Annotated in this window: 21 protein-coding genes; 13 read left to right on the top strand and 8 right to left on the bottom strand. The window is 61.1% G+C overall.

Features of this window, described 5'->3' with window-relative positions:
• Positions 1 to 62: 62 nt before the first annotated feature.
• Entirely contained in the window at positions 63 to 950 is an 888-nt protein-coding gene (locus U5A08_RS27570) for a formate/nitrite transporter family protein (protein WP_253399861.1), read from the top strand.
• Between the two features lie 160 nt (positions 951 to 1,110).
• The gene (locus tag U5A08_RS27565; protein ID WP_253399860.1) at positions 1,111 to 1,497 is read left to right on the top strand and encodes an MAPEG family protein; all 387 of its coding nucleotides are present in this window, start codon (positions 1,111 to 1,113) and stop codon (positions 1,495 to 1,497) included.
• A gap of 53 nt (positions 1,498 to 1,550) precedes the next feature.
• Here the strand turns inward: U5A08_RS27565 and mltA are convergent, their stop codons facing one another.
• Entirely contained in the window at positions 1,551 to 2,735 is a 1,185-nt protein-coding gene (gene mltA, locus U5A08_RS27560) for a murein transglycosylase A (RefSeq protein WP_253399859.1), read from the bottom strand.
• A gap of 130 nt (positions 2,736 to 2,865) precedes the next feature.
• Here mltA and U5A08_RS27555 point away from each other — a divergent pair, with 130 nt between their 5' ends.
• Positions 2,866 to 3,315: a c-type cytochrome gene (locus U5A08_RS27555; protein WP_247398960.1), complete on the top strand. Its 450-nt coding sequence runs from the start codon at positions 2,866 to 2,868 to the stop codon at positions 3,313 to 3,315.
• Positions 3,316 to 3,320: 5 nt separating this feature from the next.
• Here U5A08_RS27555 and U5A08_RS27550 read toward each other — a convergent pair whose 3' ends face one another.
• The 5 genes from U5A08_RS27550 to U5A08_RS27530 all read right to left on the bottom strand — a co-directional run bounded on the left by U5A08_RS27550 (position 3,321) and on the right by U5A08_RS27530 (position 8,292).
• Positions 3,321 to 3,716 (bottom strand): DUF1090 domain-containing protein, encoded by a 396-nt coding sequence (locus U5A08_RS27550; RefSeq protein ID WP_253399856.1) that lies wholly within the window; start codon positions 3,714 to 3,716, stop codon positions 3,321 to 3,323.
• A 39-nt stretch (positions 3,717 to 3,755) separates the two neighbouring features.
• The gene (ligB, locus tag U5A08_RS27545) at positions 3,756 to 5,417 is read right to left on the bottom strand and encodes an NAD-dependent DNA ligase LigB (protein WP_321849339.1); all 1,662 of its coding nucleotides are present in this window, start codon (positions 5,415 to 5,417) and stop codon (positions 3,756 to 3,758) included.
• A 99-nt stretch (positions 5,418 to 5,516) separates the two neighbouring features.
• Positions 5,517 to 5,867 carry a DUF1090 family protein gene (locus U5A08_RS27540; protein WP_253399854.1) on the bottom strand — a complete coding sequence of 117 codons (351 nt, stop codon included), beginning with the start codon at positions 5,865 to 5,867 and terminating at the stop codon, positions 5,517 to 5,519.
• A gap of 219 nt (positions 5,868 to 6,086) precedes the next feature.
• Positions 6,087 to 7,277 carry a methionine adenosyltransferase gene (metK, locus tag U5A08_RS27535; RefSeq protein ID WP_321849338.1) on the bottom strand — a complete coding sequence of 397 codons (1,191 nt, stop codon included), beginning with the start codon at positions 7,275 to 7,277 and terminating at the stop codon, positions 6,087 to 6,089.
• Positions 7,278 to 7,296: 19 nt separating this feature from the next.
• The gene (locus tag U5A08_RS27530; RefSeq protein ID WP_253399853.1) at positions 7,297 to 8,292 is read right to left on the bottom strand and encodes an ArsR/SmtB family transcription factor; all 996 of its coding nucleotides are present in this window, start codon (positions 8,290 to 8,292) and stop codon (positions 7,297 to 7,299) included.
• Positions 8,293 to 8,551: 259 nt separating this feature from the next.
• On the opposite strand from U5A08_RS27530, the gene tkt reads away from it, so the two are divergent.
• From tkt to fba, 6 genes are all read left to right on the top strand, one after another.
• Positions 8,552 to 10,549: a transketolase gene (tkt, locus tag U5A08_RS27525; protein ID WP_321849337.1), complete on the top strand. Its 1,998-nt coding sequence runs from the start codon at positions 8,552 to 8,554 to the stop codon at positions 10,547 to 10,549.
• Positions 10,550 to 10,758: 209 nt separating this feature from the next.
• Entirely contained in the window at positions 10,759 to 11,814 is a 1,056-nt protein-coding gene (gene epd / locus U5A08_RS27520; RefSeq protein ID WP_253399851.1) for an erythrose-4-phosphate dehydrogenase, read from the top strand.
• 27 nt (positions 11,815 to 11,841) lie between these two features.
• Positions 11,842 to 13,005: a phosphoglycerate kinase gene (locus U5A08_RS27515; protein WP_253399850.1), complete on the top strand. Its 1,164-nt coding sequence runs from the start codon at positions 11,842 to 11,844 to the stop codon at positions 13,003 to 13,005.
• A gap of 26 nt (positions 13,006 to 13,031) precedes the next feature.
• Positions 13,032 to 13,259: a hypothetical protein gene (locus U5A08_RS27510; protein ID WP_253399849.1), complete on the top strand. Its 228-nt coding sequence runs from the start codon at positions 13,032 to 13,034 to the stop codon at positions 13,257 to 13,259.
• Positions 13,260 to 13,319: 60 nt separating this feature from the next.
• Complete coding sequence (locus U5A08_RS27505; RefSeq protein WP_321849334.1) at positions 13,320 to 13,652, top strand: MliC family protein; 333 nt, start codon at positions 13,320 to 13,322, stop codon at positions 13,650 to 13,652.
• Between the two features lie 297 nt (positions 13,653 to 13,949).
• Positions 13,950 to 15,014, top strand: a complete 1,065-nt coding sequence (gene fba, locus U5A08_RS27500) for a class II fructose-bisphosphate aldolase (protein ID WP_247404048.1) — start codon at positions 13,950 to 13,952, stop codon at positions 15,012 to 15,014.
• A 238-nt stretch (positions 15,015 to 15,252) separates the two neighbouring features.
• On the opposite strand, the gene U5A08_RS27495 is transcribed toward fba, so the two are convergent.
• Entirely contained in the window at positions 15,253 to 15,918 is a 666-nt protein-coding gene (locus U5A08_RS27495) for a polysaccharide lyase family 7 protein (protein WP_253399845.1), read from the bottom strand.
• Positions 15,919 to 16,230: 312 nt separating this feature from the next.
• On the opposite strand from U5A08_RS27495, the gene U5A08_RS27490 reads away from it, so the two are divergent.
• Genes U5A08_RS27490 through U5A08_RS27480 form a run of 3 tightly spaced genes read left to right on the top strand, consistent with a single transcriptional unit; the run spans position 16,231 to position 19,196 of the window.
• Positions 16,231 to 18,336 carry a putative bifunctional diguanylate cyclase/phosphodiesterase gene (locus U5A08_RS27490; protein WP_321849332.1) on the top strand — a complete coding sequence of 702 codons (2,106 nt, stop codon included), beginning with the start codon at positions 16,231 to 16,233 and terminating at the stop codon, positions 18,334 to 18,336.
• A gap of 43 nt (positions 18,337 to 18,379) precedes the next feature.
• Positions 18,380 to 18,880 carry a M48 metallopeptidase family protein gene (locus U5A08_RS27485; RefSeq protein WP_010207148.1) on the top strand — a complete coding sequence of 167 codons (501 nt, stop codon included), beginning with the start codon at positions 18,380 to 18,382 and terminating at the stop codon, positions 18,878 to 18,880.
• Positions 18,881 to 18,899: 19 nt separating this feature from the next.
• Positions 18,900 to 19,196: a winged helix-turn-helix domain-containing protein gene (locus U5A08_RS27480; RefSeq protein ID WP_247404038.1), complete on the top strand. Its 297-nt coding sequence runs from the start codon at positions 18,900 to 18,902 to the stop codon at positions 19,194 to 19,196.
• A 115-nt stretch (positions 19,197 to 19,311) separates the two neighbouring features.
• Here the strand turns inward: U5A08_RS27480 and U5A08_RS27475 are convergent, their stop codons facing one another.
• Complete coding sequence (locus U5A08_RS27475) at positions 19,312 to 19,764, bottom strand: GNAT family N-acetyltransferase (RefSeq protein WP_253399841.1); 453 nt, start codon at positions 19,762 to 19,764, stop codon at positions 19,312 to 19,314.
• A gap of 202 nt (positions 19,765 to 19,966) precedes the next feature.
• Between U5A08_RS27475 and U5A08_RS27470 the strand changes: the two genes are divergently transcribed.
• Positions 19,967 to 20,704, top strand: a complete 738-nt coding sequence (locus U5A08_RS27470) for a substrate-binding periplasmic protein (RefSeq protein WP_253399839.1) — start codon at positions 19,967 to 19,969, stop codon at positions 20,702 to 20,704.

The following is a 20,704-nucleotide window of genomic DNA, read 5'->3' as shown; positions in this document are numbered from 1 at the left end:
CACTGAACAGCCATTGCTCCAGCCTGTCGTAGCTACAGACACCTCTTGGACTCTGGAACATCATGGACACGAACGACGACGGCAAAACCCCCAACCTGTCGAAGGAAGAGCAGCACGACGTCGACAAGAACCAGCCGCCCCGTGCGGCTGTGCTGCATGAAATCATCCGCACCCAGGGCGATCAGGAGCTGGAGCGCACGGTGGCGGCATTGTGGTGGTCGGCGCTGGCGGCGGGCCTGACTATGGGCCTGTCACTGATGGGCATGGGCCTGCTCAACTCGCGCCTGCCGGACGGTGAAGGGTTCAAAGTCATCGCTAGCTTCGGCTATTGCGCGGGCTTTTTGGCGGTGATTCTCGCGCGCCAGCAGTTGTTCACTGAAAACACCCTGACCGCAGTGCTGCCGGTGATGAGCAAACCGACCCTGAATAACGCCGGGCGTCTTCTGCGACTGTGGACGGTGGTGTTGGTGGGTAACCTGTGCGGCACTTTGCTGGTGGCCTATGTGATGCTGCACCTGCCGATCTTCGATACCAAGACCGACCTGGCCTTCCTTGAAATTGGACGCAAAGTCATGGAAAACGACCCCGGTCAGATGTTCGCCAAGGGCATCGTTTCCGGCTGGATGATCGCCACCATGGTGTGGATGATCCCGTCGATGGAAAGCGCCAAGATCTGGATCATCATCCTGATCACCTACCTGATGGCGCTGGGGGATTTCACCCACATCGTGGTCGGTTCGGCGGAAGTGTCTTACCTGGTATTTGCCGGTGAACTGCCATGGAAGGATTTCTGGCTGATATTCGCCGGGCCGACCCTGGCCGGCAATATCATTGGCGGGAGCTGTATCTTTGCGCTGATCAGCCACGCGCAGATCCGCAGCGAAAGCAGCCTGCCGGGCAAGGCTACAGCGGACCCGAGGCATCCGCAGCGGATCAATAAGGATCAGTGAACGGAGGCGCTACCGTCGCCGACCGGGGTGTGCGTATTGATGAGCTACGCTTTGGTGCTTTGGGCCATGCCGTTGGGCCAATCGCCTGTGGATGCGGGCTGACCAGCATGTTCGTGATAAAACGCTAGCCGTCTTGATAAAACCAAAAAAGGAATGAGTGATGACTGTCGCTTTCTGGTGTGTATTGATCGCAATCTTTCTGCCCTACCTGTGTACAGGTGTGGCCAAATTCAGCGGCGGCAAGTTCGGGCCACGGCAGAACCATGACCCGCGTGCCTTCCTCGATACCCTGGAAGGCTTCGCCAAACGTGCCCACAACGCGCAGCTCAACAGCTTTGAAGTGACCCCGGCGTTTGCTGCCGCCGTGATCATCGCGCACCTGGCGGGCAACGCCGAACTGGTCACGATCAATGTCCTCGCGGTGTTGTTTATCACCAGTCGCCTGCTGTACATCATCTGTTACCTGGCGGACTGGGCCATCCTGCGCTCGCTGGTGTGGGCGGTGGGCATGGCGCTGATTGCGAGTTTCTTCTTCGTCTCGATCTAACGCCTGTCGCCGTGTGGGAGCCGGCTTGCTCCCACATTGTCGATCAGCGTCGGTCAGGTGCCGGCTGGGGCATCCGGCACCTGGGGTAATACGGCGCCCTTGGGCCACAACATCCAGATCTGCCCCTGTTGCTTCATATTCCCTGCCAGTTCGCCTGCTGCTTCCCCTGTGCCCCAGAACAAGTCCGCGCGCACTTCGCCGGTGATTGCGCCGCCGGTATCCTGCGCGGCGACAGGGCGCACGATCGGTGCGCCATCCGGGCGTGTGGTCGACAGCCACAACAGGCTGCCCAGCGGAATCACCTTGCGATCCACCGCTACGCTGTAGCCGGCGGTCAGCGGCACGTTCAGCGAGCCGCGTGGGCCTTCGTTGCTGTCGGGGCGGGCGCTGAAGAACACGTAGCTGGGGTTGCTCGCCAGCAATTCCGGAATGCGCTGTGGATGCGCCTTGGCCCAGGCGCTGATGGCGCCCATGGTCACGTCTTCTTTCTTCAGCTCGCCTTGTTCCACCAGCCAGCGGCCGATAGGGCGGTAGGGGTAGCCGTTCTGGTCGCCGTAGCCGATGCGCAGTTGGCGCCCGCCTGCCAGTTGAATTCGGCCCGAACCCTGGATCTGCAGGAATTGCAGGTCCATCGGGTCGGTCAGCCAGGCGATCGGCTTGGCGCTGGAACCTTGGCCGTTGATCGTGCTGGCGTCGTCATAGGGCTTGAGCACACGACCTTCCAGGCGGCCGCGCAGGCGCTTGCCCTTGAGTTCCGGGTAGATGCTTTCGAGGTTGACGATGATCAGGTCGTCCGGCACACCGTACACCGGCACATGGGCGGTAGGGGTTTCGGTCAGGCTGCCGGGGTAGACCGGCTCGTAGTAGCCGGTGATCAGGCCGTTCGGTGTGTTGTCGGCCGAGCGCAGGCCGAATACGTCCAGGCGCTCCTTGAGAAAACCGCGAACCGCCGCCGCATCCCCTGGCACTGCAGTTGCCGCCGCGCAGGTCGCGCCCCACACCGGGTCGGCCTTGAGGCGTTGGCAGGCGCTGCGCCAGGATTCAAACCCGGCCAGCAGTTCGCTATCGGACACCGCCGGCAGCGCTTCCCACGGAGCGCTCACATAGGTGGCCACCGCATGGGGTTTGATAGTTTCATCTTTGTGCGCATCCTTGCCCACATCGCAGCCGGCCAGCACTGCGATCATCGGTAGAGCCCACGCCAGACGGCGGCTCCAGGGTTTCAAAGCGATATTCATACAAGCAATTCCTGAAGCGATTGCCCGCGCGCCGACGCGTTTGGGCAACCCTTATCGTTAATAGGGCTATTGGTCTTTACGGGTGGGGCGAGGATACTGGCCGCCGTTTTCCCGTGACCTCGAAGCCACCATGACTTTTAAAAAACTGACTGTTGTACTGCTCGCCTGCCTGGCGCTGTCCGCCTGTGGCGGCGTTGATCCGAATTCGCCCCTGGGCCAGCGCAAGGCGATCTTCAAGCAAATGCTCAAGACCGGCGAAGACCTGGGTGGCATGTTGCGTGGACGTATCCCGTTCGACGGCGCGAAGTTCGCCGAAGGCGCGGTCAAGCTCGATGCGTTGTCCCATGAGCCGTGGAAGCATTTTCCGAGCGTGCGTGAGGAAGACCACACCAGCGCCAAGGACGACGTCTGGCAAAAACAGGCGCAATTCCAGCAACTGGCCCGCGACCTCGAAGCGGCCACCGGTGAATTGGTGATCGCAAGTCAGGTGCAGCCCTACAAGGCCAGTAACCTTACGCCTGCGGTGCAGAAAGTCGAAGATGCCTGCAGCGCCTGCCATAAGCAGTTCCGGGACCACTGACCGGTTTACTGGTCGAGTTCTTCCACCGCATCCTGCAGTGCTTTGCGCGACTCGGCCAGTTTGTCCTTACGTTTGTTGATCTTGTCCGCGTCGCCCTTTTTCATCGCCTTGTCGAGGTCGGCCTGACGGCGGCTGACGTCGTGCTTGGCGTCGAGTACCTTGTTTTCGCGCTCCTTTTTCAAGGCGGCGTCGGTGCAGTTGGTCGTGACTTCACTTAGGGCTTTTTCCAGGCCGGCCTGTTGTGCGCTGTCGCCATGGGCCTTGGCCTGTTCGATCTGGGTGCTGATGGCCTGGCGCTTGGCGGCGCAGCCGGTCAGTGGGGTTGCTTCTTCGGCTGCCAGCAGCGGCGTCGCCATGAAACATGCGACGGTCAGCAGGGCAAAAGGGGCTAAAAATTTCATAGGGAGCTCCAAAGTCGCAATCTAGTGGCCGGGTCAGGTTCAAAACCCGTCAATCCCAGCCACGCGTAGTGTCTCAGCCAACGCCTGGATCTGCGGGTCGCGAAAAAAAGCGCTCAGTTGCGCCGCGCGTCCCGGGCCGATGCCATCCAGGGCCAGCCAGGCTTGGGTGTCCTTGGCAACCAGCGCCTGCCAGTCGCCTTCCAGGTTATTGCGTGCCGCGGGTGGCACGCCCAGGGCTTTGAGCCATTGAGCAAAAGGCCGTTGCCGTGCGCTGCGAATACTGTCGAGCACCCGCGCACGGCTGCGATCGCCGAAGCCTTCAATGTTAGCAAGCTCTGCCGCATCCAGGGTCAACCAATCGAGGAAGCCTGCGATTAGACCGGCCTGGATCAATACGTTCCACGTCTCCCGGCCCATATGCGGCAGGCCCAGGCCCTGGTTGCCGCTCAACCAGGTCAGGCGGGCCAGCAACTGTTCTTCACAGCCGGGGTCCAGTTGCCAGCAACTCAGGGCGTGAAAGTCCCGGGCGTTGGGGACTTGGATGTCGACTCTGGTCTCGTTGCGCAGGACCACCTCGTCCAATCGCGGAATGACCTGGCCGGCGAGGCTGATGGAAACCTGGTCGCCGGGGCGGATATCCAATGTTTTCCAGCGTTGCAGGGAGCCGGTGCTGACGCGGCTGATCTGCCTGTCGTCCAGCCGCACCGGTTCGAGTTCCAGGACAGGCGTGATGCGCCCGGTGCGGCCGATGTTGAACTGCACCTTGCGTACCAGCGCCAGGGCGTTTGCTGCGGGATATTTCCAGGCGACCGCCCAGTAAGGCGCGCTGACCTGCCAGCGCTTGGCGGGTGCGCGGGTGGCCTGGTGCAGCACGACGCCATCACTGGCAAACGGCAGTGGGTGGTTGTACCAGTAGGTGCGCCAGCGGGCGGCGTCGGTGATGTTCTGGATGGGTTGGCTGTAGCGTTGGCTGTCGGTGAAGCCCCAGCCTGCCAGGGTGGCCAGGCGCTCGGTAAAGTCTGCCGGGCCATCGGGCCAGGCCCAGACAAACAGACCGATCCCGGCCGCCTCGGCGTCGTTCAATTGTCGACGGTTCATCAGGCCGGCCACCTTGCTGCGCGCATTAAGCCCGCCGAGCGTCGATTGCACGTGGTCGTCGAGACGCCAGTAAAGCTCACCTTGCAGCACAAGGTCGATGGGTTCCGGCAGTTGCTGGACGATGCCGGGGATATTTTTCGCGGAGGCAGACCAATCCTGGCCGAGCAGGCCGTCGCCCCGACTGATCACTTGGCGCAAGCGCCCCTGGCGGTAGACCAGGGTCACGGCGACACCATCGACCTTGGGCTGAATCCAGACGTCTTGGCGAGCCCGGAGCCATTCGCCGACGGCGTGTTCGTCGAGCAATTTTTCCAGGCCCGTATGGGCCACCGGGTGTGGCGAGGTGCCTCGTGAGCTGGCCAACGGCTTGTCAGCCAGCGCAGCCGGTTGGGGAAAGCACCGGTGCCAGTGAGCCAGGCGTTGGCGGGCCTGGTCGTAGAGTTCGTCGCTGATGGGCGAATGGCCGAGCCGGTGGTAGTTGTCATCCCAGAGACTGATTTGCCGGGCCAGCGGGCCGATCTGCGCGCGCGCATCATCGGGGCACTCTTCAGCCCCGGCCAGCCCGGTTAGAACACTGAGTAAAAGAACAATCAGCAGGCGCATCGGGAGCATCCTTGCTCGGTAAGGGGCGTTCAGCCTAAGGGATCTTCGCGCCCACAAAAAAGCCCCGACCGGTCGGGGCTTTTTACCGGGTGTTTCTGCTTACTTGAACAGACCACCCAAGGCTTTCACGGCATCGTTGTTTTCTGTCTTGGCCTGCTGCTTTTGCTGCTTGGCATCAACGTTGGCCTGGGACTCGGCGAGTTTGTTACAGCCTTTGTTGACCTGCTCCAGGGCGGCTTCGAAGGCCTTCACTTTCAAGGTGTCGTTTTTGGCATTGGCCGCATCGATCTTGGTTTGCAGGTCTTTGGCTTGCTGTTGGCAGTCGCCGGAGTTACCGCCACCGAGTTGGGAGCTCAGTGCGCCACTCAGTGCGCTCAGGTCGGCGGCATTTACCGGCAGGGCGAACAGGCTGAGCAGCAGGGCGGTAGGGGCGAGCGTGGAAATGCGCATGAAAACCTCAATGTTCGATTGCCTGCGCGTTGATGAGTCCCGGGCTGGCGCAGTGCAATATCCAGAATTAGGTGGAGGGCCCGGGAGGGCGCGGATTCTAGTGGGCCATTATTTGGCCTGCAAGGTTTGGATCCAAAAAATCTGAAGAACGACGCGAATCACGCGGCAATAAAAAGCCCCACCGGGCGAACCCGGCAGGGCTGTGGCTACCGCAAGCGATTACAGGCCGGCAGCGATACGCAGGTCGTCGGCGCGGTCGGTTTTTTCCCAGGTGAACGTGGTGAAGGTGTCGTCGCCGACAGTCTTCTGCGCCGGGGTACGGCCGAAGTGGCCGTAGGCCGCGGTTTCCTGGTACATCGGGTGCAGCAGGTCGAGCATGGTGGTGATTGCGTAAGGGCGCAGGTCGAAGATCTCACGCACCAGCTTGACGATCTTGTCATCGCTGATCTTGCCGGTGCCGAAGGTGTTCAGCGAGATCGACGTAGGCTGGGCCACGCCGATGGCGTAGGACACCTGAATCTCGCAACGCTCGGCCAGGCCGGCGGCGACGATGTTCTTGGCCACGTAACGACCGGCGTAGGCCGCCGAACGGTCAACCTTGGATGGATCTTTACCGGAGAACGCGCCACCGCCGTGACGGGCCATGCCGCCGTAGCTGTCGACGATGATCTTGCGCCCGGTCAGGCCGCAGTCGCCCACCGGGCCACCAATGATGAATTGGCCGGTCGGGTTGATGTGGAATTGGGTGTCCTTGCTCAGCAGTTCAGCCGGCAGCACGTGCTTGACGATCAGCTCCATCACGCCTTCGCGCAGGTCGGCGTAGGAAACGTCCGGGTTGTGCTGGGTCGACAGCACGACAGCATCGATGCCGACCACTTTGCCGCCTTCATAACGGCAGGTGACCTGGGACTTGGCGTCCGGCCGCAGCCACGGCAGCAGGCCGGATTTACGCGCTTCGGCCTGGCGCTTTACCAGCTGGTGCGAGAAGGTAATCGGGGCCGGCATCAGCACGTCGGTTTCGTTGCTGGCATAGCCGAACATCAGGCCCTGGTCGCCGGCGCCCTGGTCTTCTGGCTTGGCGCGGTCGACACCCTGGTTGATGTCCGGGGACTGCTTGCCGATGATGTTCATCACGCCGCAGGTCGCGCCGTCAAAGCCGACGTTGGAGCTGTTGTAGCCGATGTTGGTGATCACCTCACGGACGATATGCTCCAGGTCGACCCAGGCCGTGGTGGTGACTTCGCCGGCGATGATCGCCACGCCCGTTTTCACCAGAGTCTCGCACGCCACACGGGCGAACTTGTCTTCAGCAATGATGGCGTCCAGCACCGCATCAGAAATCTGGTCGGCGATTTTGTCCGGATGCCCTTCAGACACGGACTCGGAGGTGAAAAGGGAGTATTCGCTCATCTCGATGTTTTCCTGATATTTACCGATGGTGAGTGTCGCCAGCCGGTCGCTGAAAATGGCGGACCTGGATCTGGAAACCATTACGTAAACCTACATAGAGGCTTTCCCCGGGAACGAGTCCCGCAGCGGTGGCCCAACGGGCCAGATCGTCCTGTTCAAAACCCAACCAGAGATCACCGCAGGCCTCCCTGGCCCAATTCTGGTTGTGGCTGCATAAATCTGTAACCAGCAGGCTACCGCCGGGTTGCAGCAAATTCGCCATCTGCTTGAGGGCGTCGGCGGGGGCCGCGAAATGGTGCAGGACCATGTTCAGCACCACGCAATCGGCCCGCAGGCTGGTGTCATTCAGGGCGTCGGCCAACTGCAGGCTGACGTTGCCCAGGGCCTCGCGCTCGCACAACTGGCGCGCCAGTTCGAGCATCGCCGGGCTGTTGTCCAGCGCCGTGACCTGTTGAAAACGGCGCGCCAGTTCCGGCAAAAAGCCGCCATCCCCTGGCCCGACTTCCAGGGCGGTCGCTTCATGACTGAAGCTCAGCTTGTCCAGTAGCGCCAGTACACTTTCGCGATATTGGGGCAAACCGGCGATCAGGTCCTGCTGGGCGCGAAACTTTTCGGCAACCCGTGAGAAAAAGTCCTGGCTGGCCGCTGCGCGCTGCCCATGCACCTGGCCGATGCGCGACTGCACGTCGCTGGGCAGACTCAAGTTGTCCACTTCTTCCAGCAGCGCGCTGTGCAGCTTGCCGCCGAGCAGCTCGGTATGGGGCAGGGCGCGGCGGTAAAAAATTGCATTGCCTTCGCGACGGGTGGCCACCAGGTCGGCCTGGGCCAGGACCTTCAAGTGATGGCTCATGCCCGACTGGCCAATGGCGAAGATCTGCGCCAGTTCCAGCACGCCGAAGGAGTCGTTGGCCAGCGCCCGCAGTACGTTCAGGCGCAACGGATCGCCAGCGGCCTTGCATAAGGCAGCCAGTTCATCGCCATCGTCGGGACGCAGGGAGGGCATGGGTAGGTTCATAAGGCCAGCAGTCTAGTGATGGGTGGAAATCATCGCAAGGTCAATATCAAAAAGTTTTGATATTGCTCGATAAGTGGCGGTTATAAGCGAGCGCTATCCTCCTTAGACGAAGTGGCGGCCGAGTTCTGCAGGCGATTGCCGGGCAAACCGCAGGAAAAACACCCTCAAGTGACTATCTGTCATTGCCCGCAGGCGGTGGCTGAGGGAAAATGCCGGTCCTTTTTTCCGTTTCTTTTATTCAACCCTCAGGAGAACAGCGATGCCCAGCCGTCGTGAGCGTGCCAACGCCATTCGTGCCCTCAGCATGGATGCCGTGCAAAAAGCCAACAGCGGCCATCCCGGTGCCCCGATGGGCATGGCGGATATCGCCGAGGTCCTTTGGCGTGACTACCTGAAACACAACCCGAGCAACCCATCGTTCGCCGACCGTGACCGCTTCGTGCTGTCCAACGGCCATGGCTCGATGCTGATCTACTCGCTGCTGCACCTGACCGGCTACGATCTCACCATCGACGATCTGAAAAACTTCCGCCAGTTGCACAGCCGCACCCCGGGTCACCCGGAATTCGGCTACACCCCAGGCGTCGAGACCACCACCGGTCCCCTGGGCCAAGGCCTGGCCAACGCCGTCGGTTTCGCGCTGGCTGAAAAAGTCCTGGGCGCGCAGTTCAACCGCCCCGGCCACGACATCGTCGACCACCACACCTACGTATTCCTGGGTGATGGCTGCATGATGGAAGGCATTTCCCACGAGGTCGCCTCCCTGGCCGGCACCCTGGGCCTGGGCAAGCTGATTGCCTTCTACGACGACAACGGCATCTCCATCGACGGCGAAGTCGAAGGCTGGTTCACCGACGACACCCCTAAGCGTTTCGAAGCCTACAACTGGCAAGTGATCCGCAACGTCGACGGCCACGACCCGGAAGAAATCAAGACCGCCATCGACACCGCCCGCAAGAGCGAGCAGCCGACCCTGATCTGCTGCAAGACCACCATCGGTTTCGGCTCGCCGAACAAGCAAGGTAAAGAAGACTGCCACGGCGCCCCACTGGGTGACGCGGAAATCGCCCTGACCCGTGAAGCGCTGAAGTGGAACTACGGCCCGTTCGAAATCCCGGCCGACATCTACGCCGAATGGGATGCCAAGGAACAAGGCCTGGCCACCGAAGCTGAGTGGGACCAGCGTTTCGCCGCCTACTCCGCCGAATTCCCGGAGCTTGCCAATGAGCTGGTACGTCGCCTCGCCGGTGACCTGCCTGCCGACTTCTCGGAAAAAGCCTCGGCCTACATCGCCGAAGTCGCGGCCAAGGGCGAGACGATCGCCAGCCGTAAAGCCAGCCAGAACACCCTGAACGCCTTTGGCCCGCTGCTGCCTGAGTTCCTCGGCGGTTCGGCCGACCTGGCCGGTTCCAACCTGACCCTGTGGAAAGGTTGCAAAGGTGTTTCCGCCGAAGACGCCAGCGGCAACTACATGTACTACGGCGTGCGCGAATTCGGCATGAGCGCGATCATGAACGGCGTGTCCCTGCACGGCGGCCTGGTGCCTTACGGCGCGACCTTCCTGATGTTCATGGAATACGCGCGCAACGCCGTGCGCATGGCCGCGCTGATGAAGAAACGCGTGATCCACGTGTACACCCACGACTCCATCGGCCTGGGCGAAGACGGCCCGACCCACCAGCCGGTCGAGCAACTGACCAGCCTGCGTACCACGCCGAACCTGGATTGCTGGCGCCCAGCCGACGCGGTCGAATCCGCCGTGGCCTGGAAACACGCGATCGAGCGCAAGGACGGCCCTTCGGCGCTGATCTTCTCGCGGCAGAACCTGCAACATCAGGTGCGCACCGACGCGCAGATCGCCGACATCAGCCGCGGTGGCTACGTGCTCAAGGACTGCATCGGCGAGCCGGAGCTGATCCTGATCTCCACCGGTTCCGAAGTCGGCCTGACCGTTCAGGCCTACGACAAACTGACTGCCCAAGGCCGTAACGTGCGCGTGGTGTCCATGCCCTGCACCAGCGTGTTTGAAGCTCAGGACGCGGACTACAAGCAATCGGTATTGCCGTTGCAGGTCAGTGCGCGTATCGCCATCGAAGCGGCCCACGCCGACTACTGGTACAAGTACGTGGGCCTGGAAGGCCGCGTGATCGGCATGACCACCTACGGTGAGTCGGCGCCGGCGCCAGCCTTGTTCGAAGAGTTCGGTTTCACCCTGGAAAACATCCTGGGTCAGGCTGAAGAGCTGCTGGAAGACTAAAAGCGCGAACGCGGTGGCCAACTGGCTGCTGCACACAGATGTGCGGTGGCGACTGCCCATCGCACCCACTGTAGGAGCGAGCTTGCTCGCGAAGAACGAGAGAGCGCCGCGTCAAACCAGAGACGCTGCGTTATCGTTGACGATCTTCGCGAGCAAGCTCGCTCCTACATTGGTTAGATGGTTTGTGTCGCCCACACTGCGAGAACCCCATGCCCCAACCGCGTCCCTACAAAGTTGCACTCAACGGCTACGGCCGCATTGGTCGTTGCGTCTTGCGTGCTCTGTTCGAGCGAGGGCCGGCGGCCGGGTTTGAGATTGTTGCGATCAACGATTTGGCCGACATGGCCAGCATCGAATACCTGACACGCTTTGACTCCACCCACGGCCGGTTCCCCGGCGAAGTGCGGGTCGACGGCGATTGTCTGCATATCAATGGCGACTGCGTGAAAGTGTTGCGCAGTGCCACCCCCGAGGGCATCGACTGGGCGGCGCTGGGCGTCGACCTGGTGTTGGAATGCTCCGGTGCCTATAACACCCGTGCCGACGGCCAGCGTTTTCTCGACGCCGGCGCACCCCGCGTGCTGTTTTCCCAGCCGATGGCCAGCGAGGCGGATGTCGACGCCACCATCGTCTACGGCATCAACCAGGATTGCCTGACCGGCGCTGAGCGGCTGGTGTCCAACGCCTCCTGCACCACCAACTGCAGCGTGCCGCTGTTGCGCCTGCTGGATCAGGCGATCGGCGTGGACTACGTGTCGATTACCACCATCCACTCGGCCATGAACGACCAGCCGGTGATCGACGCTTATCACCACGAAGACCTGCGCCGCACGCGTTCGGCGTTTCAGTCGGTGATTCCGGTGTCCACTGGTCTGGCGCGCGGCATCGAACGACTGTTGCCGGAACTTGCCGGGAGAATTCAGGCCAAAGCCGTGCGGGTGCCGACGGTGAACGTGTCCTGTCTGGACATCACCATGCAAACCGTCAGCGACACCGATGCGGTGGAGGTCAACCGGATTCTGCGCGACGCCGCCGCCAGCGGCCCGCTCAAAGGCTTGTTGGCCTACACTGAATTGCCTCACGCCAGTTGTGATTTCAACCATGACCCGCATTCGGCGATTGTCGATGCAAGCCAGACCCGCGTTTCCGGCCCGAGGCTGGTAAACATCCTGGCCTGGTTCGACAACGAATGGGGGTTTGCCAACCGAATGCTGGACGTCGCAGAGCACTATCTGCACATAGCCTCCCCAAAATCCGTTCTCTAATTCAAAGACTCTCAGGAATTGCCACCCATGACCGTGTTGAAGATGACCGACCTCGATCTGCAAGGTAAACGCGTACTGATCCGCGAAGACCTCAACGTCCCAGTCAAGGACGGTGTTGTCACCAGCGATGCGCGAATCCTGGCCTCGCTGCCGACCATCAAGCTGGCCCTGGAAAAAGGTGCGGCCGTGATGGTTTGCTCCCACCTGGGTCGTCCGACCGAAGGTGAGTTCTCGGCTGAAAACAGCCTCAAGCCTGTGGCCGATTACCTGAGCAAGGCCCTGGGCCGCGACGTGCCGCTGGTAGCTGACTACCTGGGCGGCGTCGACGTGAAGGCCGGCGACATCGTGCTGTTCGAAAACGTGCGCTTCAACAAGGGCGAGAAAAAGAACAGTGACGAACTGGCCCAGCAATACGCCGCCCTGTGCGACGTGTTCGTGATGGACGCTTTCGGCACCGCTCACCGTGCCGAAGGCTCGACCCACGGCGTGGCCAAGTTCGCCAAGGTCGCGGCTGCTGGCCCGTTGCTGGCTGCCGAGCTGGAAGCACTGGGCAAGGCCCTGGGTGCGCCGGCCCAGCCAATGGCGGCCATCGTGGCCGGCTCCAAAGTCTCCACCAAGCTGGACGTGCTCAACAGCCTGAGCCAGATCTGCAACCAACTGATCGTCGGCGGCGGCATTGCCAACACGTTCCTGGCCGCAGCCGGCCACCCGGTGGGCAAGTCGCTGTACGAGCCGGACCTGCTGGACACCGCGCGTGCCATCGCCGCCAAGGTCAGCGTGCCGCTGCCGGTGGACGTGGTCGTGGCCAAGGAATTCGCCGAAAGCGCCGAAGCCACGGTCAAACTCATCGATGACGTAGAGGCCGATGACATGATCCTGGACATCGGCCCGCAAACCGCGGCCAACTTCGCAGAGCTGCTGAAAGCCTCCCGGACCATCCTGTGGAACGGCCCGGTCGGCGTGTTCGAGTTCGACCAGTTCGGCAACGGCACCAAAGTGCTGGCCAAGGCCATCGCCGAAAGCTCGGCATTCTCCATCGCCGGCGGCGGCGACACCCTGGCGGCCATCGATAAATATGGCGTTGCTGACCAGATCTCCTACATTTCCACCGGTGGCGGCGCGTTCCTCGAATTTGTCGAAGGCAAAGTCCTGCCTGCCGTTGAAGTCCTGGAAAGCCGAGCCAAAGGCTGAGGCAGATCAGGAAAAGGAGCATTCCCATGATCAAGTCGTTGGCACTGGTGATCGCAGCGGGCCTGTTGGCCGGCTGCGGCAGCACGCCGAGCGCGGCGCCGGCGCCTGGAAAAGCGCTGCCTGCGCAGAAAAAAAACTGCTACCAGGCCGATTGGCAAGCCGAGACCATGCCGGTGATCAACAAGCGCATGGGCAACGAACGGCTGGAGAAATACGACTCTGCGCCCAACGGTCAGGAACAGGGTTGCCCTTGACGGGTCTGATCAACTAACCGACAGCAACGCAGCCCTTGGGCCTGCGTGCGAGGATTGGCAATGAAAGGCGTTTTCGCCCTGGCAGCACTGGCCCTACTGGCCGGTTGCAGCAGCATGAACATGTTCAACAAGGCAGAGCCTGCTGACAAATGGACGACCTGGACCTGCGACAGCAAGGCCGAGGTCAACTGGCGCTTTGCCAACCCGGCCCACACCGAAGTGGACGTCCGCCTCGGCGGCTCGCCCCAGGTTTACCGCCTCAAGCAGGACGTGGCGGCGTCGGGTGTGCTGTACAGCAACGACCAGTTGGCGTTTCACACAAAAGGTGAGGAAGGCCTGGTTTACTGGGTGGCCACTGACGATCTGATCGGGCGTGGCTGCAAAGCCCAGTAAACAGAACACGGTCTCAAAATTAATGAGACCAAAATGTGGGAGGGGGCTTGCCCCCGATAGCGGTGGGTCAGCCCCCCGCGATGTCGACAGGTAAACCGCCATCGCGGGCAAGTCGAATCGTCGCACCGCCCCTCCCACATTGATCCGGTTCCAAAGTGATACAAGCGGTGAACCGGATAGTGAAAAAACGATTCAGCAAGCCAGGCATGCAAAGCCTGACCGGCAATAACTTGAATAGCAGCCGCCGCTACGGCAGGCTTGCACGATTAACGACCCTCGACCGGGAGAGACAACACAATGGCACTTATCAGCATGCGTCAAATGCTGGACCACGCAGCCGAGTTCGGCTATGGCGTCCCAGCTTTTAACGTCAACAACCTTGAGCAGATGCGCGCCATCATGGAAGCCGCTGACAAGACCGACTCCCCAGTGATCGTCCAGGCCTCGGCCGGTGCGCGCAAATATGCTGGCGCCCCGTTCCTGCGTCATCTGATCCTCGCCGCGATCGAAGAATTCCCGCACATCCCGGTGTGCATGCACCAGGACCACGGCACCAGCCCGGACGTGTGCCAGCGCTCCATCCAACTGGGCTTCAGCTCGGTGATGATGGACGGTTCCCTCGGCGAAGACGGCAAGACCCCGACCGACTACGAATACAACGTGCGCGTCACCCAACAAACCGTGGCCCTGGCTCACGCCTGCGGCGTATCGGTTGAAGGCGAGCTGGGTTGCCTGGGTTCCCTGGAAACCGGCATGGCCGGTGAAGAAGACGGCATCGGCGCCGAAGGCGTGCTGGATCACAGCCAGATGCTGACCGATCCGGAAGAAGCTGCCGACTTCGTCAAGAAGACCCAGGTCGACGCCCTGGCCATCGCCATCGGCACCAGCCACGGCGCCTACAAGTTCACCAAGCCACCGACCGGCGACGTGTTGGCCATCGACCGCATCAAGGAAATCCACAAGCGCATCCCCAACACCCACCTGGTGATGCACGGTTCTTCCTCGGTGCCGCAAGAATGGCTGGCGATCATCAACCAGTACGGCGGCGACATCAAAGAAACCTACGGCGTGCCGGTTGAAGAAATCGTCGAAGGCATCAAGTACGGCGTGCGCAAGGTCAACATCGACACCGACCTGCGCCTGGCGTCCACCGGCGCGATGCGTCGCCTGATGGCCACCAACCCGAGCGAATTCGACCCACGTAAATTCTTCGGCGCCACCGTGACGGCGATGCGCGATGTGTGTATCGCACGTTATGAAGCGTTTGGTACTGCGGGCAATGCTTCGAAGATCAAGCCGATCTCGTTGGAAGCGATGTACCAGCGGTATTTGAAAGGTGAGTTGAACGCCAAGGTAAACTGAGCCTCAGGCGTTTAAAAAAGAAGCCCGCAGCGATGCGGGCTTCTTTTTGGCTGGGATTTGATCCGCTTGCAGGTCGCGCTCGGCGAATCGTGTAGGACGAGCCCTTAACCCTCAGTCGACGCAGGACACATGTGGGAGCCGGGCTTGCCCGCGATGGCGGACTGTCAGCCCGCCCATTCGGTCACTGACCCACCGCCATCGCGGACAACGCCGACTTAAAGATCAACCAAGCCTGCGTTCACTCGTGATCGATATCCAGCTTGGCAAACGTCACCCGTGCGCCTTCCTTGCTGTCGCCACTGTTGTCCTGCACATACGTCCCCGCCTTGAAATACAGCAGCTTGCTGCCCCATGCCGCGCCAATGCGTTCGTTCCACTCATCGTCGGCGGCGTACACGCTGAGCAAGCCGGCTTTATTGAGGTTGATGGTGTACGTAAAGCTCTTCTCCAGCGGCACATTGGAGGCGACGATGATCACCCGGCTTTCATCCTCGTCCGGGCGCATGCGGACCTTGGCGACGATGTTGCCGGTCTGGGTTTTTTCCTTGAACTGGTATTCCAGCTTGATCAGCGGTTTTTGGCTGTCATAGGCGTGGATCTGGCCGATGACGATTTTCCCGGAGGAGGGCACCTGATTGACGGTCAATGTGGCGCGTAGATAATTGTCGGCTTCGGGGTAGGTCCAGTTGCGCAGGCGACCATCGGCGTAGGTTTCGCGCAGTTCGCTGCGGGGGTAAATGGCGTTTTCGGTGCGGGTGCCGGTGACGGGTGTCCAGAATTGCACGTTGCTGCCTTCGGCCTGGAAATATTGGTCGTTGAAACCATTCATCAGCTTTGGGGTGTCGATCGTCGTGGGGGGCGAGCCGACCGGAATGCTTAGGTTCCAGGTGGAAAGATCAATCATGGCGTAGGCCTTTTTGCAGATAGGTGTAGGCTTTGGCCCTTGGGCCAGACAGCATCTTTATAGGCGGTAGCCCACCGCTTGTTAATCAATGACTGGCAAGTTATTGGCGCCAAAGGAATGTCAAAAAGCCATGTTCCGCATGAAACGTGGGCTGTAGAGGTTGACCGTTAGTCGGCTTACCAGTTTTTGGCGCAATGATGGCACCCGCGTCACTTCTGATTTTTGGGAACCAAGGCTAGAGTGAGACCTCAGTGCTTGCCTGGTTTTTCTGTCAGAACTGACCGGTGCGGCACCTTAAGGAAGAGACGTAGCATGGAATGCGCTCCACACCCAGGCGATGGTGGTTCGGTTCTTCTGGTGGTCGATGACTACCCGGAAAACCTGATCAGCATGCGTGCCCTTTTGCAGCGTGATGACTGGCAGGTGGTGACCGCCGGTTCCGGCCTGGAGGCTCTGGAGCTGTTGCTCCAGCACGAAGTCGACTTGGTGCTGCTCGACGTAATGATGCCCGGCATGGACGGTTTTGAAGTCGCCCGCCTGATGCGCGGCAGCCAGCGCACGCGCATGACACCGATCATCTTTCTGAGCGCCAATGCGCAATCGCCGGCCGCCGTGCTGGAGGGGTATGCCAGCGGTGCCATCGACTACATGTTCAAACCCTTCGACCCGCATATTCTCAAGCCCAAGGTTCAGGCGTTGCTGGAGCACCAGCGCAATCGCCGGGCCTTGCAGCGCCTGAGCCATGACCTGGAATCCGCCCGCGCCTTCAACGCCTCGGTGCTGGATAACGCCGCCGAAGGCATCCTGGTGGTCAGCGAGGCGGGCGTGATCGAGTACGCCAACCCGGCGATTTCGCGTCTGCTCAATGCCACGCTCCATGAACTCAAAGGCCAGGACTTCCTGGGTTTCCTGCAAAAACCCCATGTGCCGGCCTGGCTTGAGTCGCAGATGTGCGCCAGTTACCGCTGCGGCGAAACCTGGCGCTTGCACGATGCGATCTTGCGCACCGGACGTGGTCAGCAGGTGCCGGTGGCGCTGTCCTGTGCGCCATTGCCTACCGAGCGAAAGGCCATGGTGGTGACCGTGTTGGACATGTCCGAAGTTCGCCATTTGCATCAACAACTGGAATTCCAGGCGGTGACCGACCCGCTGACCGGCTTGTTGAACCGCCGTGGTTTTTACCAGGCGGTGGAAAACTCGCTGCTGCGCAGTGATCGGACCGAGCAGTCCTTGGTCTTGCTGTACCTGGACCTCGACGGCTTCAAGCGGGTCAACGATTCGCTGGGGCATGACGCCGGTGATCGGGTGCTGCGCTGGGTCTCGGAACAGTTGCAGAGTTGCCTGCGTTCCTACGACATTCTCGGACGCATGGGCGGGGATGAGTTCACGGCGTTGCTGGAGCTGGAGTTCCCCGAGCAGGCAGCGAAGATTGCCGAGAAACTGATCGAGCGCGTGTCTGTTGGCCAGCAGGTTGACGGTTTGGAGGTGATGCTCGGGGTCAGCATCGGCATCGCGACTTTCCCGGATTGCGGCTCGGACTTGAGTGGCCTGTTGCGTGCGGCTGACATCGCCATGTATGAAGCCAAGCGTGCGGGGCGTCAGCAATATCGCTATTACGATCAGGAAATGAACGGCCGTGCGCGCTCGCGTCTGATGCTCGAAGACAGCGTGCGCAGCGCCATCCAGAACAAGGATTTCACCCTGGTGTACCAGCCCCAGGTGTCCCTGGAGGACGGCCATCTGCGCGGCGTCGAGGCATTGTTGCGCTGGCAGCACCCGAGTGTCGGCGATGTACCGCCGGGGCTGTTTTTGCCGCTGCTGGAAGAGGCGCGGCTGATCAGTCAGTTGAGCGCCTGGATCTACCACCAGGTCGCTTCCCAGCGCCAAGCGTGGCAAGCCGCGTTCGAGGATGAGCTGGTGTTGAGCGTGAGCCTGAGCGGCAGCCAGTTCAACATGCCCAACCTGGCGAGCCAACTGCAGCAGGTGCTCGACCGACATGGGTTGCAGGGGCGCCAGTTGGAAGTGGAAATCGGTGAGGACAGCCTGATGCATAACCTCGAAGAGTCCGCCAAGCAGCTCAAGTTGCTGCGCGCGGTTGGGGTGCGCATCGCCCTGGATGACTTCGGTTCCGGCCACTGTTCCCTGGCCCACCTGCGCGACCTGGAGTTCGACACGCTCAAGCTCGACCGCCAATTGATCGCGTGCCTGCCCGACTCGGCGCGGGATGCGGCGATGGCCCGCAGCATTATCGAGTTGTGCGGGCATTTCGGCGTGCTGGTGGTCGCCGAGGGCGTAGAGACGCAGGAGCAAGCCCAGTGGCTCAAGGCCAATGGTTGCGCGTTTGTCCAGGGACCGTGGGCGGCGCAGCCGTTGATGGCCGAGGCGGTGGTCGACTGGTCGCGCGCCCGTTCCGGTTGAATTCGCTACACTGGCGCCCATTCGAACCCTGTTGCAGACCTCAATGACCGCACTGAAATACCTCCAGGCTTACCCCGCAGCCCTCCAGGAGCAAGTGCGCCAACTGATCGCCAAGGACCAGTTGGGCGCCTACCTGGAACAGCGTTACCCCGAACGTCACGCCGTGCAGAGCGATAAAGCCCTGTACGCCTACGCGCTGGCTTTGAAGCAGGAGCACCTGCGCAACGCGCCGGCCATCGACAAAGTGCTGTTCGATAACCGCCTCGATCTGACCCACCGCGCCCTCGGCCTGCACACCACGATCTCGCGGGTTCAGGGCGGCAATCTGAAGTCCAAGAAAGAAATCCGCATTGCCGCGCTGTTCAAGGAGGCTGCCCCGGAGTTTCTGCGCATGATCGTGGTACACGAGCTGGCGCACTTCAAGGAATCGGACCACAACAAAGCGTTCTACAAACTCTGTGAATACATGATGCCGGGCTACCATCAGGTGGAATTCGACCTGCGTGTGTACCTCACGTATCGCGATCTGCAGGGCAAACCCTGACTTTCCAAGGCGGTTGACCATGGATGTGAGCAAGACCAAAAGCAGCTTCTACCGCCGCCTGTACGTGGCGTATTTGATCGACAGCCAGCAGGCCAGCAGCGTGCCGGCGCTGACCGAGGTGACGGGCATGCCCCGGCGCACCGCGCAGGACACGATTGCGGCGTTGGCGGATCTGGATATCGTCTGCGAGTTTGAGCAGGAAGACGGCGCGCGCAATCATGCGGGGCATTATCGGATTCGCGATTGGGGCGCGATTGATCGGGGGTGGATCGAGGCGAATCTTGCGTCGATCAAACAGGTATTGGGTTATCCCTGAGGCTTGGCGGTCGCTGGGCTGACGCTATCGCGAGCAAGCCCGCGCCCACATTTAACCGCGTACACCGTTTGGAATGCGCGCGAATGTGGCGGCGGGCTTGCTCGCGATGGAGCCGTCAGGCGCGCCGCATGCCGATGTGGGGAATATCGTCTTCAAGGTATTGCTCGCCCGCCACCAAAAAACCATACCGCGCGTAATAACCCTGCAGATGCGCCTGGGCTGACAGAAAGATCGGCGTCTCTGGCCAGATATCGTCGATCTGCTTGAGCGCTTCTTCCATCATCAGATGCCCCAGCCCGGTGCCGCGAGCCATCGGTGCCACGATCACCCGGCCAATCACCACATCCCCGGCCTGGGTCTCCGGGTCCAGCAGGCGCAGGTAGGCCACCAGTTCATCGTCTTTCCAGGCCATCAGGTGGTGGGTATCGCCTTGCAGGTCCTGCCCGTCGATGTCCTGATAGAGGCACTTTTGCTCGACGACGAAGACCTCGCTGCGCAGGCGCAGAATGGCGTACAGCTGTTCCTTGCCCAGCTCGGTGTGATGTTTGCAGACCCATTCGACTGTCATAGTGCGGTTCTCTTGGAAGTGTCTGTCCCGGATAGTAAGCGCGGTAGGTACTTCTGTCTAAATCAGCTATTTTTGTCAGTGACGTCAATCTGCCATCATTGTGTGCATTCAGCGTCGGGTTCTTTGTGTAATCTGAGCTACTGTTAGATCCTCAGGCACTGCCTGAGTCAAGGCCACCACCTGCCCGCCAAGGATTTTAAGCATGCCGCGATTCTCTCGTGCCGTTGCTTTGATTGGAATGTTGTTGATGGCCCAGCCGGCGTTCGCGCAGCGTCTGCGCCTGGTGGCGGATGCCTGGCCGCCCTTTACCGATGCCACCTTGATCAATGGCGGGCTGGCTACCGATATTGTCAGTACGGCCTTGGCCCGCGCCGGTTATGCCAGTGATTTCGAGCAGGTGCCCTGGGCCCGCGCGTTGATGGGCGTCGGCGATGGGCGCTACGACGTGTTGGTCAACGCCTGGTATGACGACGCGCGCACGCATCTGGGGCAGTTTTCCGCTGGATACCTGATCAACCGCTTGGTGTTTATCAAGCGCCGCGACGATCCCATCGAGTTCCAGAACCTTGAGCAATTGCACGACTACCCCATCGCCGTGGTGCGCGGGTATGCGTATTCAGCGGCGTTTGACCAAGACCCCCAGTTACAGAAAATCCCGGTGCATAACTTCGCCATGGCGGTGCGCATGCTCGTCGCGCGTCGGGTACGCCTGACGGTGGAGGACGAATATGTCGCCCGCTATTACCTGGCACAGGAGTCGGCGCGGGTGCGTAACTCGGTGGAGTTTTTGCCGCAGCCGTTGAGTGAAAACAGCCTGCATATTCTGGTCAGCCTGAAGAACCCCGAGCATGAGCAGATCGTTGCCAGCTTTGACCGCGAGATTGCCAAGATGAAGACCGATGGCAGCTACGCGCGGTTGATGAAGCAGCACGGGATGTAG

It is taken from the genome of Pseudomonas paraveronii (genome assembly GCF_963681955.1).
In the GTDB taxonomy this organism is placed as follows: Bacteria; Pseudomonadota; Gammaproteobacteria; order Pseudomonadales; family Pseudomonadaceae; genus Aquipseudomonas; species Aquipseudomonas paraveronii.
The sequence above is the reverse complement of the archived record's forward strand: the minus strand, read 5'-3'. Positions and strand labels throughout refer to the sequence as shown.

Bases quoted from the DNA above. Each gene is read 5' to 3' on its own strand.
- tkt (WP_321849337.1), top strand. From the start codon at position 8,552: ATGCCCAGCCGTCGTGAGCGTGCCAACGCCATTCGTGCCCTCAGCATG.
- U5A08_RS27555 (WP_247398960.1), top strand. From the start codon at position 2,866: ATGACTTTTAAAAAACTGACTGTTGTACTGCTCGCCTGCCTGGCGCTG.
- U5A08_RS27485 (WP_010207148.1), top strand. From the start codon at position 18,380: ATGACCGCACTGAAATACCTCCAGGCTTACCCCGCAGCCCTCCAGGAG.
- U5A08_RS27475 (WP_253399841.1), bottom strand. From the start codon at position 19,764: ATGACAGTCGAATGGGTCTGCAAACATCACACCGAGCTGGGCAAGGAA.
- metK (WP_321849338.1), bottom strand. From the start codon at position 7,277: ATGAGCGAATACTCCCTTTTCACCTCCGAGTCCGTGTCTGAAGGGCAT.
- mltA (WP_253399859.1), bottom strand. From the start codon at position 2,735: ATGAATATCGCTTTGAAACCCTGGAGCCGCCGTCTGGCGTGGGCTCTA.
- U5A08_RS27515 (WP_253399850.1), top strand. From the start codon at position 11,842: ATGACCGTGTTGAAGATGACCGACCTCGATCTGCAAGGTAAACGCGTA.
- U5A08_RS27505 (WP_321849334.1), top strand. From the start codon at position 13,320: ATGAAAGGCGTTTTCGCCCTGGCAGCACTGGCCCTACTGGCCGGTTGC.
- epd (WP_253399851.1), top strand. From the start codon at position 10,759: ATGCCCCAACCGCGTCCCTACAAAGTTGCACTCAACGGCTACGGCCGC.
- U5A08_RS27510 (WP_253399849.1), top strand. From the start codon at position 13,032: ATGATCAAGTCGTTGGCACTGGTGATCGCAGCGGGCCTGTTGGCCGGC.
- U5A08_RS27570 (WP_253399861.1), top strand. From the start codon at position 63: ATGGACACGAACGACGACGGCAAAACCCCCAACCTGTCGAAGGAAGAG.
- U5A08_RS27530 (WP_253399853.1), bottom strand. From the start codon at position 8,292: ATGAACCTACCCATGCCCTCCCTGCGTCCCGACGATGGCGATGAACTG.
- U5A08_RS27470 (WP_253399839.1), top strand. From the start codon at position 19,967: ATGCCGCGATTCTCTCGTGCCGTTGCTTTGATTGGAATGTTGTTGATG.
- U5A08_RS27565 (WP_253399860.1), top strand. From the start codon at position 1,111: ATGACTGTCGCTTTCTGGTGTGTATTGATCGCAATCTTTCTGCCCTAC.
- ligB (WP_321849339.1), bottom strand. From the start codon at position 5,417: ATGCGCCTGCTGATTGTTCTTTTACTCAGTGTTCTAACCGGGCTGGCC.
- fba (WP_247404048.1), top strand. From the start codon at position 13,950: ATGGCACTTATCAGCATGCGTCAAATGCTGGACCACGCAGCCGAGTTC.
- U5A08_RS27495 (WP_253399845.1), bottom strand. From the start codon at position 15,918: ATGATTGATCTTTCCACCTGGAACCTAAGCATTCCGGTCGGCTCGCCC.
- U5A08_RS27480 (WP_247404038.1), top strand. From the start codon at position 18,900: ATGGATGTGAGCAAGACCAAAAGCAGCTTCTACCGCCGCCTGTACGTG.
- U5A08_RS27490 (WP_321849332.1), top strand. From the start codon at position 16,231: ATGGAATGCGCTCCACACCCAGGCGATGGTGGTTCGGTTCTTCTGGTG.
- U5A08_RS27540 (WP_253399854.1), bottom strand. From the start codon at position 5,867: ATGCGCATTTCCACGCTCGCCCCTACCGCCCTGCTGCTCAGCCTGTTC.
- U5A08_RS27550 (WP_253399856.1), bottom strand. From the start codon at position 3,716: ATGAAATTTTTAGCCCCTTTTGCCCTGCTGACCGTCGCATGTTTCATG.